We start from the raw sequence: 16,651 nt of genomic DNA on the forward strand, positions 1-16,651 counted from the left end.
ATGCCTTACCTTATAAAAGGAACCTTTATATCTTACTTCTTCACAAATCTTAAAACTTCCCCTTTATCTGTTTTCACAAGATAAGATCCTTTAGAATAAGAAGATATATCTACAGATGAAACAGCCTTTGCAGAAGAAACAAGATTTCCCAGAGCATTATATATCTCTATGTTAGATGTTTGATTTAAATATATTATACCTTCTTCTGCAGGATTAGGATAAATCATAAAAGCTTCCTGAGTATTTGATGCATCTATGCCTGTTGGGATAGAACCAGCAACCAATTGCAATTCGGCAAAAACATCTGCAGTGATATATCCATTATTTGCAATAGATTTATCAAGGTAGCGCGAACCTATAAAATTTTCTCTTGTCTGAGCTTTGTCATTATCACAGTAAGCCAGGTTAAAGCCCATAATCTTACCCTCATTCAAAGTTAAAGGAGTATTGTTTTGACCATAAACAAAATTATCACCGAATACCTTTACTGAAACTTCCCAGGTGTATTTTGTTCCGGACTGAGTCTTTGCAGAAGTGATGTGATCATTATATAAATGAGGCTGTTGATCTGTGCCATAGTCAGCTACATCAAGATTATTGATTGCCATATGGTACGCAAAGGCATTATAATTAAACTGATGGTTCCCTTTAGATCTATTTTCATCAAGGAACAGCTCAAGACAATCATCATCCCAAAAATTAGTTAGGGCAGGAGAATTCACATCTCTTAAAATATCGTCTGTGATTTCTGCAAGGATATATAACCTGTCACTAGTCCACACGATTTTGTATCTGCCACTAAAATCATCCGCAGTCACAGGATTGCCAATATAGACATTGCTAATTGGAACCCAGGCAGCATCATTCCATACAGCGTCGTTACCATTTCCATCAATAACCGGAGCAGTGGCAGCTTTAGGAGCTTTGTAAACTTCAGTATTGGATTCTGGCTGAGCATATAGCAAATGCCCAAACATTAGGGTTAAAATTAAAAATGAAAGATGTTTTGTATAAATCTTCATATGATTTTGGGTTAATAGATGAATGTATGTTAAATCGATTTGTTAGAAATTTTATTCAAAGGCTTAGGTTCTCTCCCTAATTTATCACAATAAAAAGAAATATAAGCATTGCAGAACACAAAGCCATTAAATAAAGATAAAAAAAATTAAAATATGAATATTTAAAAATCAGGATTATATATGAACATAGTAAAGAAAATGTTCTTTGTAAATTCTTAGTTTCTTCAAAAATCAAATACCGTTTGTGTTGGTGGATAGGGAGACGCCAATATGGCGTCTCTACGGGAAGAGGGACACCGCATTTATTTAAACTTTCCGCTTTAAGCCTTTCACTTTCAGCTCAAAAAAATCACTTCACCACAGGAACCTGTATTACAAATTGTCTTTCTTTAGGGTAAATTTCTAGTGCCGGAGAAGCTTTCACTGTTAGATTTTGTTCTTTTCCGAAGGCCTTAATTTTCTCATAAATATTAGCAGGAGCTACCAGAAAATGAGCATTTACTGTAGCCTCAACTACCTTCCTCTGATCAATTCTTAATACAGAATAGCCCTTAATCGGAGCAAGAGAATCTTCAAACAATAATCCTACAAAAGCTTTAATAGTGTCTGTTCCTTTTTCAGTCTCATTATAAAAATATCCTGAGACTAAACCGTTTTTAAACCTCCCGGATTTCAGCTTCTCTGCGTCATTAAAAAGCTGGCCAAACGCCTGATCAGCAAGAATGCCATGATAAGGCCTGCCCAACATGAAAAAGGTGGGAGCTTGCTTTACTTTATAAACAGGTTCATTAAATCCACCAAGCTTCTGGTATGCATAGCTTCCAAGTACAGCTGTAAAAAATATTACACCAATCCAGACTAACAGTTTTTTATTCATTACGCTTCCAAAAGATTTTTATATTGAAGTTTGTTAAGCTGAGCGTAAAGCCCTCCTTTTGCAATCAACTCTTCATGTCTACCGGTTTCTTTAATTTCGCCTTTATCCATGACTATAATTTTATCGGAATTCCTTATTGTAGAAAGTCTGTGTGCTATTATTATTGATGTCCTTCCCAGCATAAGCTTCTCTATTGCTTTCTGAATCAACTCTTCCGTTTCCGAATCGATAGAAGATGTTGCTTCATCGAGTACTATAATTTTAGGATCGTAAACCATTGCGCGGATAAAGGAAATCAATTGTCTCTGACCAACAGACAGCGTAGCTCCTCTTTCCTGAACATTATAATCCAGGCCTCCAGGAAGCCTTTCAATGAAACCTCTTGCTCCTACCAATTCAGCAGCTTCCCATATTTTTGCATCACTTATCGATTCATTTCTCAAAGTAATATTATTTCTGATGCTGTCGCTGAAAAGAAATACATCCTGCAACACCATTGAAATCTGAGATCTCAGATAATTCAAATCATAAGTCTTTAAATCAACTCCATCGACCAGGATTGTCCCCTTATTGATGTCATAAAATCTATTTAAAATATTTATGATTGATGATTTCCCCGCACCAGTAGCGCCAACAAAGGCAACTTTTTCCCCTGCTTTTACATTAAAAGAAATATCTTTTAAAACATAGTCCTCTTCAGAATAGGCAAACCAGACTTTCTCAAAATTTACTTCTCCCTTAAACTCCTGAGCTTTATATGTACCATTGGGAATAATATCTTCATCGTTGTCCAGTAATTTGAATATCCTGTCTGAACTTACAATACCCATTTGCAGGGTATTAAAGCGATCTGCAATCATTCTGATAGGACGAAAAAACATTGAGATATACAAAATAAATGCAACGAGATCTCCAAGACTTACCGTTTCCTTCATCACTGCATTGGCTCCATACCATATCAAAAGCCCTGTTCCTATTGCTGCCATGATTTCAGCCACTGGCATATAAATCGAATAATAGAGAACAGACTTCAAATTGGAAACCTTATGGTCTTCATTGATCTTTTTAAACTTCTCAAATTCCCTTTCCTCACTGTTAAAGATCTGCACAATGCTCATACCAGTGATATGCTCCTGTACAAAAGCATTGAGACGGGCTACAGCAGTACGTACTTCGTTGAATGAGCTTTTTATCTTCTCTTTAAAAATATAGGTAGAGAGCAACAACAAGGGCAACATTGAAAGGCTGTATAAGGTAAGCTTCCAGTTGATATAAAACATTACACCAAGAATCGTTGCAAGCTGCAGTAAATCTGCCACGATGGATGCCAATCCTTCGCTGAAGACATTAGATAAGGTTTCCACATCTGAGACGTTCCTGGTAACCAACGTACCAATAGGTGTACGATCAAAAAACTTCAGACGGAATCTCACAAGGTGAGAAAATAATTTTATTCTGATGTCCTTGATTACACTTTGTCCAAGCCAGCCGGCAATATACGTGTGGGAATATTCGACAACAGAATGCAAGGCAAGAAGCCCCAAAAGCAACAGGACCATATTTCTCAGGCCTATTGCATCGCTTTTCTGCACATATGTATCGAGTGTGTACTTGATGATCAAAGGTTTAGCCGGTCCCAGTATGGCTGAGAGAACGGTAAGTAAAATCAGGAACAGAAAGGATCCTTTGTAAGGCTTCAGGTATTGAAAAAGTCTGTTCAGGATCTTCAGATCAAATAAATTCCCGCTGATCGTTTTCTTATCTTTCACAATGCTTCAATTATTTTGAGCAAAAGTAATCTAAAAACCATGAGGAGCGAAGGAAAGTTAAATTCCATTTTTCCTTTTTTACTTAAAGAACTTAATTACTAATGCTTTGATTAAAACTTTATTCTATAAAATTATTCTTTCGAAAAGATTTCTCTGGGATACTTTACTTCACAAAGAAATAGCCCTTCCGGGGGCGCTGCTCGTCCTGCAGCCTTCCGATCCTTTTTATCCAGAATTTCCTTAAATTCCTCTATAGACATTTTACCTAACCCTACTTCAATCAGAGTACCGACCAGCGCTCTGACCATTCCCCTTAAAAACCTGTTAGCTTCTACATGAAAAATCAGTAGGTCTCCCCTTTCTTCCCATTCAGCTCTGTAAATGGTACAAAGGAAATTCTCCACGGAGGTCTTTACCTTACTAAAACTTTGAAAGTCAGAATAATTATACAACAAAGCGGATGCATTGTTTAAGAGAGCCACATCCATAGGACGAGGGTAAAAGTAGGTCAATCCAAACAAAAAAGGATTTTTTACACGAGTAATTCTATATTCGTATCTTCTTGAAATAGCATCGAATCGCGCATTCGATTCAGGATTCACTACAAAATATTCCCTTACTGAAATATCTTCCGGAAGCATTCTGTTGATTTTGTACAGATAATCAGCTGTAAGGTCTTTCTCCAGATCTATTTGCACGAATTGTTGTTCTGCATGCACTCCCGTATCTGTACGACCGCTTCCAAGGGTATTTATTTTATCTCCGAATAGTACCTTTAGTACCTTGTTTAACTCTTCCTGCACTGAAACAGCGTTTTTCTGTATCTGCCAGCCACTGTAATTTGTCCCTTTATAGGCAACTTCTAGAAAATAACGTTTCACTTTACCTCCACTCAAAGAAAGTTGTAATTTAAAACAAAATGATATTATTTTTGCTTTTCGCAATTTAAAAACGATCCTAAGATGATTCAAAGAATCCAATCAGTCCTTCTCTTTTTTGTGGCAGTAGTGATGGTACTTACCTTGTTTTTTCCTATTTGGGAGAAAACAGAGCCACAAACTGGCCTAAAAATCATTGTTAATTCCTTTAAGGCATATGAGACGACCAATCCTGGCGACGCAGTGTACGCATCTTCTTATATAGCAGCTATTGCAATAGTGGCCGCAGTTACCGCTTTGATTTCCATTTTCAAATACAAAAACAGACTATTCCAGATGAAGCTTGGTCTGGTTAACTCGTTGCTGATGTCTGCACTTATAGGCGCAAATGTTTACGCTATTCATGAAGTTAAAAAAATAGGGTTTACCCTTTATGAGGAAAGCTTCGACATTGCTTTCTTTTTACCGATAGCTGGTATTATCCTGAATATGCTTGCAAACAGATTTATCAGAAAAGACGAAGAACTTGTAAGATCTGTGGACAGACTGCGATAATTCAATATTTTAAAACCATTTTCGTTTCTTTATCAGCAGAGTGTCAGAGAGCATTTAAAGTTTTCTGACATTCTTTGTTTTTTAAGCCGCAGTCATCCAGGCATATTTCAATATTGTCGTTAAAACTTTTACTGCGACTAAAACCCACTAAATCTGCAAGCCCTATGCAATGCATAAGAATTATATTTATCCTTTCCGCCCTTCTTTTTTCGTTTAAAAGTTTTAGTCAGGACGAAAAACTTATCAAAAAAGCAGATAAGTTATTTGAGGAAAAAAATTTCTTTCAGGCACTTGGAATGTATGAGCAGGCCCTGGAACAGAAGAAAACGGATCCTTACGTTAATTTCAGGATAGCACAATGTTATTACCTGACGTCTCCCAAAACCAAGGCTTTGAAATTTGCAGCAGATGCAGTGGCAAACTCAGTAGCTCCAACCGGTGAAATGTATTTTCTTCTTGCTCAATCTTATCAGCTTAATCATAATTTTGACAAGGCTATTGAATTCTACAAAAAATCAGACCCAGGTAACAAAAATAAGAGAGCAATTTCCAAACTAATTACAGAGTGCGAAAACGGAAAGGGTTATATCAAGAATCCGGTCGATTTTAAAATTTCAAATGCAGGCCCCATTGTAAATACTCAGTTTCAGGAATATTTACCCTACATCACTCCTGACCTGTCAGAACTTTATTTTACTTCCCGCAGAACAGGCTCCACAGGTGGGAAAAAAGAATATGACGGCCTATATTTCGAGGATATTTATGTAAGTCAGAACAAAGGTGGGGCCTGGGATACTCCTCAAAATATGGGCACACCCATAAACTCCGATTTACATGATGCGTGCATAGGCATAGCGCCTTCCGGGGAAACAATGTTCATTTACAAAAGCAGCAACGGAGGAGACATCTACATGTCTGAGAAGAAAGGTAATCAATGGACGAAACCCGAACCTCTTTCAATTAACACTCCTTTTTTCGAAACATCCGCATGTCTTTCGCCGGATGAGCGGACATTGTATTTTGTAAGAGCTGAAAACTTTCAAGCTAACAGAGACATCTACTATTGTTCAAGAACTTTAGGTGGTAAATGGTCAGTACCTAAAAAGCTTGAAGGCATTAATACACCATATGATGAAGATGCACCATTTATTCACCCGGATGGGAAGACCCTTTATTTCAGTTCCAAAGGCCACTCAACCATGGGAGGCTATGACATATTCAAGTCTGAGAAAACAGCTACAGGTGGATGGTCAACACCTGTAAACCTTGGTTATCCGCTCAACACAGCAGGAGAAGATGTTTATTTTGTGCTTTCTGCTAATGGCAAAATCGGCTATTATTCTTCTGATAAAGAAGGCGGGCAAGGAAGACAGGATCTATATTCTGTAAGAATGCCAGTAAGCGAAGAGCCGGAGCTTGCATTACTTAAAGGAACTGTAAAAGACGAGACGGGCAAGCCTCTAGATGCTGATATTACCATTACTGATAACTCAAGCAGAGAGGTAGTTGCTAAATTTTCCTCTAACAGTGCAAACGGAAAATATATGGTTGCCCTGCCATCCGGAAAAAATTACGGAATCACCATTGAGAAAAAAGGGAAGTTATTTTATTCTGAAAATGTCTTTCTTTCGGAAAAAGACGGATACAAAGAGTTAAAGAATGATGTTCAGCTTCAAAGTGCAAAGTCGGGTGCTACAGTGGTTCTGAAAAACATCTTTTTTGATTCGGGCAAATCTGACCTGAGACCAGAGTCAACTATTGAATTACAGAAGCTTGTTAAACTTTTACAGGAAAACCCTGCTATTAAAATTGAAATTTCCGGTCATACAGACAATACCGGAAATGCTGATGCAAATCTTGCCCTATCAAAGACCAGAGCCCAAAAAGTCTCCGAATACCTTTTCTCCTCAGGTGTGTCAAATAACAGACTGATATACAAAGGATATGGCAGCACAAAACCAATTGCCGATAATTCCACTGAGGAAGGCCGACAAAAGAACAGACGTACAGAGTTTAAGATTTTGTAGTTTTTAGTCATAATGCATCTGGGAAAATCCCGATATTTTTATATCATTTTCTTATATTTGGCGGATTTTTCGAATAAAAATCGAAATAGTGAAAATCTAATTACCGCCATTTGTTATGGAGGAAATTGATTCTCACCGGGAAAAACAGAATTAAACACACTTATGAAAAAATTAACAGAGCTTGCTTCCTGGCAGAAACTAAAAACGCATTTTGACCAAACCAGTTCTCTGCAGATGCGCGACTTGTTTGAGAAAGATCCATCTCGTTTTGACAAGTTTTCATTAAAGTTTAATGACATACTTGTTGACTATTCAAAAAACAGAATCACGGAAGAAACTCTGAAACTCCTTTTTGATCTAGCAAAAGAAAGAGATGTAAAAGGATGGACTGAAGCGATGTTCAAAGGTGAAAAGATCAACAACACCGAAGGCAGAGCTGTATTGCACGTAGCATTGAGAAACAGGTCAAACACACCTGTAATCGTTGATGGCAAAGATGTAATGCCTGAAGTGAACAAAGTCCTTGACAAAATGAAAAAATTCTGTGAGCAGGTTAGAAGTGGCGCATGGAAAGGATATACAGGCAAATCTATTACAGATGTAGTAAACATTGGTATCGGAGGTTCTGATCTTGGTCCTTACATGGTTACAGAAGCTTTAAAACCATATGCAAAAGCAGGCCTTAATGTTCATTTTGTTTCCAACGTAGACGGAACGCATATAGCAGAAACACTTAAAGCGGTAAATCCGGAGACCACACTTTTCATCATAGCATCAAAAACCTTCACTACTCAGGAAACAATTACCAATGCTGAGTCTGCAAAAAGCTGGTTCCTTGCAACGGCAAAGGATCAGAAAGCTGTAGCAAAGCATTTTGCTGCTCTTTCTACAAACGCAAAAGAAGTATCTGCATTTGGTATAGATACTGAAAACATGTTCGAGTTCTGGGACTGGGTTGGAGGAAGATATTCTCTATGGTCTGCAATAGGCTTGTCTATTGCTGTGTACATAGGATTTGAGAATTTCGAAAAACTTCTTGCAGGTGCTCATGATATGGATAACCATTTCAGAAATGAGCCTCTTGAGAAAAACGTACCTGCTATATTGGCATTGCTAGGTGTATGGTACAATAACTTTTACGGAGCTGAGTCTCATGCAATTTTACCATATGATCAGTACATGCACCGTTTTGCTGCATATTTCCAGCAAGGTGATATGGAAAGCAATGGTAAGAGAGTTACAAGAGATGGAGATGTTATTGAAGGTGCCTATCAGACAGGTCCTATTATCTGGGGAGAGCCTGGAACCAATGGCCAGCACGCTTTCTATCAGTTAATACATCAGGGAACAAAACTTATCCCTTCTGATTTTCTTGCTCCAGTTCAAACTCAGAATCAAGTAAGTGATCATCATGAAAAACTTCTGGCAAACTTCTTCGCTCAGACAGAAGCTTTGATGAAAGGTAAAACAGAAGCTGAAGCAAAAGCTGAACTTGAGAAAGAAGGTCTAAAAGGAGAAGCTCTGGAGAAACTACTTCCACATAAAGTATTTCCTGGTAACAGACCTACCAACTCTATATTCTTCAAAAAACTAACCCCTGAAACTCTTGGTGCGCTTGTAGCAATGTATGAGCACAAGATATTTGTGCAAGGGATGATCTGGGGCGTTAATCCTTATGATCAGTGGGGTGTAGAACTTGGAAAACAACTTGCAAAGAAGATCCTTGCTGAACTTCCTGGTGATGCTAAAGTAACATCCCATGACGCTTCAACCAACGGATTAATCAACTATTACAAAAGTAACAAGGCTTAGTAAATTAGTTTATATAATATGCAGAGGCAACCTAATCAGGTTGCCTCTTTTTTTTTCTACTTTTTATATCCGTCTGTACACCTTAGCAAACAGGCATTTTCTTTTTTATAAAATCACAATTCCGTCAAACTATCAATAAAATCAACCCATCCAGCGCTATCACAAACATATCATTTCCTGCTCCTGTTTTTCAAATAAGAGGAACATTTACTCCCAACAACTTATGAAGAAGATTCTATTAATTCTTATAACATATATACTTGTAATACCTGTTACGCACGCTGAAGCTGTTGAAGATGTGAACACCTATAGAATAACAATGCTTGCTTCTATTGGCACTATCGTATTGTCAATATTTGTTTACTATCTCATCTGGAAATCAGGAAATACAGCAGGAGCAAAGAATAAAATTAAAAGAACTACGGTACAGGCCGCAAAAATAAATCCTAAAGCCGTATCGCCAGTACAAAAGCAAAAAATGGCAAGCTGAGGTTTGTCTTTTACCAGGAATTGCTTGCGGGGTTTTGCATCGATTCCTGTTTTTTTCTTTTGCCCAACTTTTCTTATAATCCATCCTTCCCTACTAAAACACTTAACTTAATTCCGAAATAAAAAATCCTTCCCTTTTAGAGAAAGAGAAGGATTCCAACTTAAATATCTATCTGTATTATGATTTAATCAATATAAGACTCCAAAAGTTTGGTTTCCGAAATACTTTCCACCATTACCTCATCAATAGTCGCCGGAATCAGAACCGAATCTCCCTTCTGAATACTAACCGATTCTTTTCCATACTTAATAACTGCCTTCCCTTCAAAGCAAACATATATCACAAAGCAATCCAGACCTTTATAGGAACGGGAGATTGTCCCGTCTACATGCAGCAGGTTTGTGGTAAAGCAGACATTCTGAACAAGCTGAACCGGGGCATTGATCTTGTCTGTATATTGGGTTTTATAATCGGAATAATGGTTAAAATCGATTACATCCAGAGCCAGTTCAGTGTGTAATTCCCTTTTCTGCCCCTTGTCATCGACCCTGTCAAAATCGTAAATGCGGTAAGTTATGTCAGAAGTTTGCTGAATTTCAGCCAGAAGAATCCCCTTACCTATAAAATGTACTCTGCCAGCAGGGAGAAAAAATACATCTCCGGATTTTACCTCTTCAAAATTCAGTACTTCTTCAAGCTTATTATTATCCAGGTATTCAAGATACTTCTCTTTCGTTACGCCCTTTTGAAAACCAGTGTTGAGCCTCGCCCCTTCCTCTGCCTGAAAAACATACCACATTTCAGTTTTTCCGAAACAGCTATGTTTAGCCTTTGCAACCTTATCATCAGGATGTACCTGAATACTCAGATCTTCATTTGCATCAATAAATTTTACAAGCAAAGGAAATTCGTTTCCGAATTCTTTATAGATCCTTTCTCCCACCAGTTTCCCCTTATACTCTTCGATCAGCACATCCAGGCCACAGCCTTTTAATAACCCTTCACTTACCTTAGAAACATTTCCCTTTACACCAGAAATCTCCCATGTTTCTCCACAGTTTGGTAAGGGACCAAAATCTTTTCCGAGGATAGTCTTAATCTTTTGCCCTCCCCAAATTTTTTCTTTAAAAATCGGGTTAAATTTTAAAGGATATAATTCCATACTAAAATATCAAACGTCAAAATTGATAGATATAATTTAAACTACAAAAAAAGTATTGACGATAATGTTTACATTAATTACTGTCAGTTTGACAGTTTTGCCCTCCAATGGAATGGTTTTTGAAAATTATCGAATAGAAAATTAATTAAATATAAAAATACAATGGCAGAAGAAAAAGGTACTTTATCCATTCACACCGAAAATATTTTCCCGATAATCAAGAAATTTCTTTATTCGGACCACGAAATTTTTCTTAGGGAACTGGTTTCCAACGCTGTAGATGCCAGCCAAAAATTAAAAAAACTTGCATCGTTCGGAGAATGCAAAGAAGAAGTCGGCGACCTTAAGGTTACCGTATCACTAGACGAAAATGCAAAGACCATTACCATTAGCGACAATGGTATCGGTATGACAGCAGATGAAATCAAAAAATACATCAATCAGATTGCATTTTCCGGTGCCACCGAATTTCTTGAAAAATATAAAGACAAAGGGGAAGACAAGCAAATCATAGGACACTTCGGACTAGGCTTCTACAGTGCCTTTATGGTTGCTTCAAAAGTAGAAATCGTTACTAAATCATTCAGAGAAGGTACTGAAGCAGCAAGATGGATATGTGACGGTAGCACTGAGTTTGAAATTTCCGCTGCAGATAAAGCTACACGAGGTACTGACATTATCCTTCATGTAGCTGAAGACAGCAAAGAGTTTCTAGATAAATACAGACTTCAGAACATCCTTGATAAGTATTGTAAATTCCTTCCGGTTCAAATTGAATTTGACGCAAAGGTTGTAAACAATCCAAATCCAATCTGGACAAAACAACCTTCTGACCTGAAAGACGAAGACTACATTAATTTCTATAAAGAACTTTATCCATTCACTGAAGATCCATTATTCTGGATCCACCTGAATGTCGATTATCCTTTCAATCTGACAGGTATCTTATATTTCCCTAAACTGAAAGGGGAATTCGAAGTACAGAAAAACAAAATTCAGCTTTACAGCCGTCAGGTATTCATTACCGATGAAGTAAAAGATGTTGTCCCTGAATTCCTGATGTTGCTTCATGGTGTGATTGACTCTCCGGACATTCCGCTTAACGTATCAAGAAGTTATCTTCAGGCAGACGGAAATGTTAAGAAAATCAACACTTACATTACTAAAAAAGTAGCAGATAAATTATCTGAATTATTTAACAATGACAGAAAAGGCTTTGAAGAGAAATGGAATGACATTGGCGTATTCATTAAATATGGAATGATCAGTGAAGATAAATTCTATGAAAAAGCTAAAGACTTCTGTCTGTTAAAAAACCTTAAGAATGAGTTCTTCACTGTAAACGAATACAAAGAACGCATCAAAGACAATCAGACTGACAAGAATCAGGATATCGTTGCCCTTTATAGCTCTGATCCGGGTAAGCAAGACGCTTACATTCAGTCTGCTGAAAGAAAAGGCTATGATGTTCTATTATTAGACACTCTTATTGACAGCCACTTCATAGGTCTTGCAGAGAGAAAAAATGAAAAGTTCCATCTGAAGAGAGTTGATGCTGATACAGTTGAAAAGCTTATAGATAAAGATGAAAAGCTTGAAAGCGTATTGAGCGAAGATCAGCAGAAATCAGTAAAAGAGATTTTTGAAAAAGTGATCAGCAAGCCAAATATGACTGTAACTGTTGAATCACTTCCTGTGGATGAGCTTCCTGTATCTCTAACCATGCCTGAATTTATGAGAAGAATGAAAGACATGGCTATGGGTGGAAGGTCCGGCTTTGGTGAATTCCCTGATCAATTCAATGTAATCGTTAATGCTAATCACAAAACGATCCAGAAAATTCTTCAGGCTGATGGAGATGAGGCTAAATCAAGAATTGCAAAACAAGCATTTGACCTGGCATTACTTTCACAAGGAATGCTGAAAGGCAATGATCTTACAAGCTTCATTAAAAGAAGTGTTGAATTAACGTTAGTATAAAGCTGAAAGCTAAAAGTTGAAGTTGTTTTATTTTCATGATCGGGAAAGGCTGCTGTATTTTTTATGGCAGCTTTTTCTATTTTTACTAATGTGTACCTCATCCCTAACCCTTCTCCTGAAGGAGAAAGGAACAGTCTACAATAATAAAACATGTAATCAATGTAGATAAAAATTTAACAAGTAAATTAAATCTTAACATACTCACCAAAGTCCCTCTCCTTTAAGAGAGGGATTTAGGGTGAGGTCTTTTCACGACATTTTATAAAAAAGATTTTCACTAACTATGTCAAGTAAAATAACTTTTACTCTTTATTTTATTCTCACATTATTTTTTACAGCACTCATCCCTTTGATTGCTGGATCAAATGGAATTGAACTGACTCATGATTCCGGATATTACGTGCAGGCTGCAAGGGCTTTTACCAACTCAGACCTCTTCCTTGATATTCATGGAAACAGATTAACCCTATACCCTCCGGGATATGCATTATGGTTATCTTTTTACCAATACACCGGACTAGACATACCTACCTTTGCCATGTGGAGCAATGCGATATTCTTTTTATGCATGCTCGTCAGTTCAATATTCATTCTACAAAAAGCAATTAGCAACCCCATTATCCGGCTTATAGCTTTTATATCTATTGGCCTTTCAACAGTATTAGTCCAGAATGGAGTTTTCCTCTGGTCTGATCTCTTATTCATAGTTTTTTCAGTTGCATATCTTTCAACACTTATAGCATTTCTGGAAAACAAAAATGGGATATCCCTTTTCTTACTTGTGCTTTATTCTGTAGCTGGATTTTATATCCGATACATTGGAATCACCTTTATTTTCAGTACTGTTCTTGCACTCACATTTTCAGGAAATTTCAGCTTCGGTGAAAAAATTAAAAACATAATATCTTATGTAATATACACAGGCTTCTTTCTGGGACTTTGGTTTATCAGAAATTATATAGTAAGTGGAAATCTCTCTATCGAATACGATAAAGGAACAAAATCTATCTTCAAAAACATAACAGATGCATTGCAGATTGTATCAACATACTTTATCCCAAATACATTACCCTCATCAGTCAAATTAGTATTCATAAGCATTTTAATTATAGCTTGTGTTGTTTTTAGTTTGAAACTAAGAAAAAAAATACCTCCAGCTTTCAACGCACTTGTCTCTTTTATCTTTGCCTACCTTGGATTTTTCATCCTTATCAATACCATTAAAGATATATGTGATTTCGATGACAGATATCTTTCTCCTGTATTTATTCCTGTTGTGATTTCTACTTTTATTATAATAGATAGGGCAATTGAAAATTTCAAATACAAAAAATACCTGATATCTGTTCTTTGTCTATGGCTTATTTATCCTGCATACAGGACATACAAAAATGGTCTGCAATGGCACAAGGGCGTTGGCTACAATACTGATAGCTGGAAAAATAATGAGGTTATTACTAAAGTAAATAAATTACCCAAAAGTTTGATCATCTCTAATAATCCCATACCTATCATCCTTATCAATAACACAACAGCATATTCTATGGATTATAAAGATGCTCAAGGAAAAGAATTTTATTTTGTGGAATGGACCAATGGCGAGCGTCTCTTATATCTCAACACCAATGAGAAACAATTTAAAGAACAACATACTTTAAAGGAAATCAAGAAGTTGAAGGATGCTACGATTTATTATCATACTGATAATGCTTATCCTTCTTTAATGAAACATGATCAATAGAGGAATGTAATTAAACAATTTTCACTTTTCGCTTAGTTTAATGAATTATAGTCCTGAATGTCAGGTTTACTCTTGGCATTTTTATTTTTTTACTCAACGGCAATCTATGAAGCCAATGCGTTTGAGTTGTATCTTTCATTACTAAAAGACTTCCGTGTTCCAGAATCATTTCTACTTTTTCTTTTGTTGTTTTGTGTTTGAAAGCAAACTTCCGCTCTGCTCCTAAGCTCAACGAACCGATTGCTCCATCTTTCTTTAGATCGGTTTCCCCATCGCTGTGCCATGCCATTCCCTCTTCCCCACTATGATACAGATTGAGTAAACAGGAATTAAACGTTTCGCCCGTTTCTATTTCAACGATCTTTTTGATTTCCAAAAGTTCTTTTGTCCAGGGCAATGCATGTTTGGTTGTATTGGAATAAGTGTATTCAAAAGGCTTGTCGCCATACCAAGCCACTTTTCGCTTGGTTATAATTTTCTTTCCAAAGAGAACTGCTTCATCATTTCGCCATTCAATGTCACTAAGCAATCTTTTCAAATAATAATCTGCTTTTTCCTGGTTGAATAACTTGCCGTAATAATTTACAGTGCCGTCTTTGGGCAACCAATTTCTTGATTTATCAATTATGTCCTCAAATAGTTTCATGCTTCCACTTTTTATATGGCTCTTTCATACAATGACTGCAAGGGCGAAAACCATTGTTTATCGCTTCTGTTTCCTCAAAAAAGAATACCCTATTGTCTCTTTTCATCTTTTTACCCGAAGCACATGACAAAGTTCCGTAAATCTTCAGTTTGATGTTTCCACCAAAACGTATTTCCTGATGTTTGATTTTACTAAGTAAATCCTTATCAGATATTTCTTTGTGCTGTATCATTTTTCAACTTATAGCATCGTGAAAAATAATACCCAATGTATAACGCTCTCCACTGAGAACTTCACTTACACCATGTTTCATATTGACACGAAAATAACCTTTCGTTCCTTTCTCAGGCTTGAAGTGAGTGGTAAAAATCAGCATATCACCTTTCTTCGGTTTTAAGACAATGGCTTTGGATTGCGCTCTTGGAATTTGTTGTATCAATACAAATTCTCCACCTGTATAATCTTGGTCGGGCTCGCTCAAAAACAAAACGGTTTGTATTGGAAAATAAATATCTCCATATAAATCCTGATGAAGTGTATTGTATCCGCCTTTGCCATATTTCAATATCAAAACAGTTGCCTTTTGTTGATTGCTGACTTTGCATTGATCTAATAATTCCTGGTGTGTAGGCGGAAATTGTTTGTCTATATTTAACACCTTAAACCACATGTTGGCTATCGGTGCAAGGTGCGTATATACCTCTGTTCGAATTTGCTGAATGATGTCAGGAAGCGGATAGTTGAAATACTTATATTCTCCCAAGCCAAAATGATAGCGTTCCATTACTATGGTTTTTCTATAAATGTTAGGACTTCTGTAATCTGATTTTAAACTCTCACATTCATCATTCAATAAGAATTTAGGAATAACGGCGAAACCCTTTTGATTCATTTCATCTGCAACAAAGGTCCAATCTATTTTTTGTAACTTTTGTTCCATTACTTTAAGACTGAAACTCCTGCATCTACTGTTAACTCCGTTCCATGTATATATGAAGCTTCCTGAGAAGCAAGAAATAAAACTGCATTAGCAATTTCGACAGACTCACCAAATCTCTTGAAAGGTATCGTAGGAATAATACTTTGAATGGCTCCTTCAACTTGTTCATGGTTTAAACCTGTATTATTAAACCCATTCGTTTTGATATAACCAGGACTAATACCATTTACACGAATGTCTTTTGCTGTAAGCTCTGCTGCAAAAGTTTTGATGAATGATTGAACTGCAGATTTTGCCGCCGAATAAACTGAGAAATTCTGCATACCCATTCCTGTAACTACTGACGTATTGAGTATTATTGCACTTCCTCCTTTCATCATAGGAAGAATTTGTTGAACGGTAAAAAAAGTCCCTTTCACCAACATATTGAACAATTCGTCAAAATGAGCTTCGTCAGCATTTTCTATGGAAGCAAATTTTCCATACCCTGCATTAACAAAAAGAAGATCAATGCTTTCCGTATATCGCTTTACATGCTCTTGCAAAGACAATATATCTCTCATATTACCTGCATTGGATACAATACCAAACGCATTGTCTCCTAATTGTTCTATGGCTCTATTCACAGTTGCTGATGTTCGTCCTGTGATGATTACATTGCCACCTTCATTGATGAATTGTTGAGCTGTGGAAAAGCCCATTCCATTGGTTCCGCCTGTGATAAGTGCGAATTTGTTTTTAAATCTTTGCAT

Annotated in this window: 15 protein-coding genes; 6 read left to right on the top strand and 9 right to left on the bottom strand. The window is 36.7% G+C overall.

Features of this window, described 5'->3' with window-relative positions:
- Positions 1 to 32: 32 nt before the first annotated feature.
- The 4 genes from K350_RS28090 to truA form a co-directional block, all read right to left on the bottom strand.
- Complete coding sequence (locus tag K350_RS28090; RefSeq protein WP_081670947.1) at positions 33 to 1,022, bottom strand: sugar-binding protein; 990 nt, start codon at positions 1,020 to 1,022, stop codon at positions 33 to 35.
- A gap of 349 nt (positions 1,023 to 1,371) precedes the next feature.
- Positions 1,372 to 1,899, bottom strand: a complete 528-nt coding sequence (locus tag K350_RS0109400; protein WP_028979697.1) for a hypothetical protein — start codon at positions 1,897 to 1,899, stop codon at positions 1,372 to 1,374.
- Entirely contained in the window at positions 1,899 to 3,668 is a 1,770-nt protein-coding gene (locus K350_RS0109405; RefSeq protein WP_028979698.1) for an ABC transporter ATP-binding protein, read from the bottom strand. Before K350_RS0109405 ends, K350_RS0109400 begins: the two co-directional genes overlap by 1 nt.
- Before the next feature lie 131 nt (positions 3,669 to 3,799).
- Complete coding sequence (truA, locus tag K350_RS0109410; RefSeq protein ID WP_028979699.1) at positions 3,800 to 4,549, bottom strand: tRNA pseudouridine(38-40) synthase TruA; 750 nt, start codon at positions 4,547 to 4,549, stop codon at positions 3,800 to 3,802.
- An 81-nt stretch (positions 4,550 to 4,630) separates the two neighbouring features.
- Here truA and K350_RS0109415 point away from each other — a divergent pair, with 81 nt between their 5' ends.
- The 4 genes from K350_RS0109415 (at position 4,631) to K350_RS0109430 (ending at position 9,430) form a co-directional block, all read left to right on the top strand.
- Positions 4,631 to 5,101, top strand: a complete 471-nt coding sequence (locus tag K350_RS0109415) for a DUF4293 domain-containing protein (RefSeq protein ID WP_028979700.1) — start codon at positions 4,631 to 4,633, stop codon at positions 5,099 to 5,101.
- A 164-nt stretch (positions 5,102 to 5,265) separates the two neighbouring features.
- Entirely contained in the window at positions 5,266 to 7,128 is a 1,863-nt protein-coding gene (locus tag K350_RS0109420; RefSeq protein ID WP_028979701.1) for an OmpA family protein, read from the top strand.
- Positions 7,129 to 7,290: 162 nt separating this feature from the next.
- Positions 7,291 to 8,940 carry a glucose-6-phosphate isomerase gene (pgi, locus tag K350_RS0109425; protein ID WP_028979702.1) on the top strand — a complete coding sequence of 550 codons (1,650 nt, stop codon included), beginning with the start codon at positions 7,291 to 7,293 and terminating at the stop codon, positions 8,938 to 8,940.
- A 223-nt stretch (positions 8,941 to 9,163) separates the two neighbouring features.
- Entirely contained in the window at positions 9,164 to 9,430 is a 267-nt protein-coding gene (locus K350_RS0109430; protein WP_028979703.1) for a hypothetical protein, read from the top strand.
- Between the two features lie 184 nt (positions 9,431 to 9,614).
- Here the strand turns inward: K350_RS0109430 and K350_RS0109435 are convergent, their stop codons facing one another.
- Complete coding sequence (locus K350_RS0109435) at positions 9,615 to 10,592, bottom strand: type I phosphomannose isomerase catalytic subunit (protein ID WP_028979704.1); 978 nt, start codon at positions 10,590 to 10,592, stop codon at positions 9,615 to 9,617.
- A gap of 162 nt (positions 10,593 to 10,754) precedes the next feature.
- Here K350_RS0109435 and htpG point away from each other — a divergent pair, with 162 nt between their 5' ends.
- Positions 10,755 to 12,572: a molecular chaperone HtpG gene (gene htpG / locus K350_RS0109440; protein ID WP_037574898.1), complete on the top strand. Its 1,818-nt coding sequence runs from the start codon at positions 10,755 to 10,757 to the stop codon at positions 12,570 to 12,572.
- A 283-nt stretch (positions 12,573 to 12,855) separates the two neighbouring features.
- Positions 12,856 to 14,313, top strand: a complete 1,458-nt coding sequence (locus K350_RS0109445) for an ArnT family glycosyltransferase (RefSeq protein ID WP_028979706.1) — start codon at positions 12,856 to 12,858, stop codon at positions 14,311 to 14,313.
- A gap of 37 nt (positions 14,314 to 14,350) precedes the next feature.
- Here the strand turns inward: K350_RS0109445 and K350_RS0109450 are convergent, their stop codons facing one another.
- Genes K350_RS0109450 through K350_RS0109465 form a run of 4 tightly spaced genes read right to left on the bottom strand, consistent with a single transcriptional unit; the run spans position 14,351 to position 16,651 of the window.
- Positions 14,351 to 14,959, bottom strand: coding sequence for an alpha-ketoglutarate-dependent dioxygenase AlkB family protein (locus K350_RS0109450; RefSeq protein ID WP_028979707.1), 609 nt, complete (start codon positions 14,957 to 14,959; stop codon positions 14,351 to 14,353).
- The gene (locus tag K350_RS0109455) at positions 14,946 to 15,191 is read right to left on the bottom strand and encodes an Ada metal-binding domain-containing protein (protein ID WP_028979708.1); all 246 of its coding nucleotides are present in this window, start codon (positions 15,189 to 15,191) and stop codon (positions 14,946 to 14,948) included. The genes K350_RS0109450 and K350_RS0109455 overlap by 14 nt, the downstream gene beginning before the upstream one ends.
- Positions 15,192 to 15,194: 3 nt before the next feature.
- The gene (locus K350_RS0109460) at positions 15,195 to 15,899 is read right to left on the bottom strand and encodes a 2OG-Fe(II) oxygenase (RefSeq protein WP_028979709.1); all 705 of its coding nucleotides are present in this window, start codon (positions 15,897 to 15,899) and stop codon (positions 15,195 to 15,197) included.
- Positions 15,899 to 16,651, bottom strand: a complete 753-nt coding sequence (locus K350_RS0109465; protein ID WP_028979710.1) for an SDR family oxidoreductase — start codon at positions 16,649 to 16,651, stop codon at positions 15,899 to 15,901. The genes K350_RS0109460 and K350_RS0109465 overlap by 1 nt, the downstream gene beginning before the upstream one ends.

This window comes from Sporocytophaga myxococcoides DSM 11118 (assembly GCF_000426725.1).
GTDB lineage: Bacteria > Bacteroidota > Bacteroidia > Cytophagales > Cytophagaceae > Sporocytophaga > Sporocytophaga myxococcoides.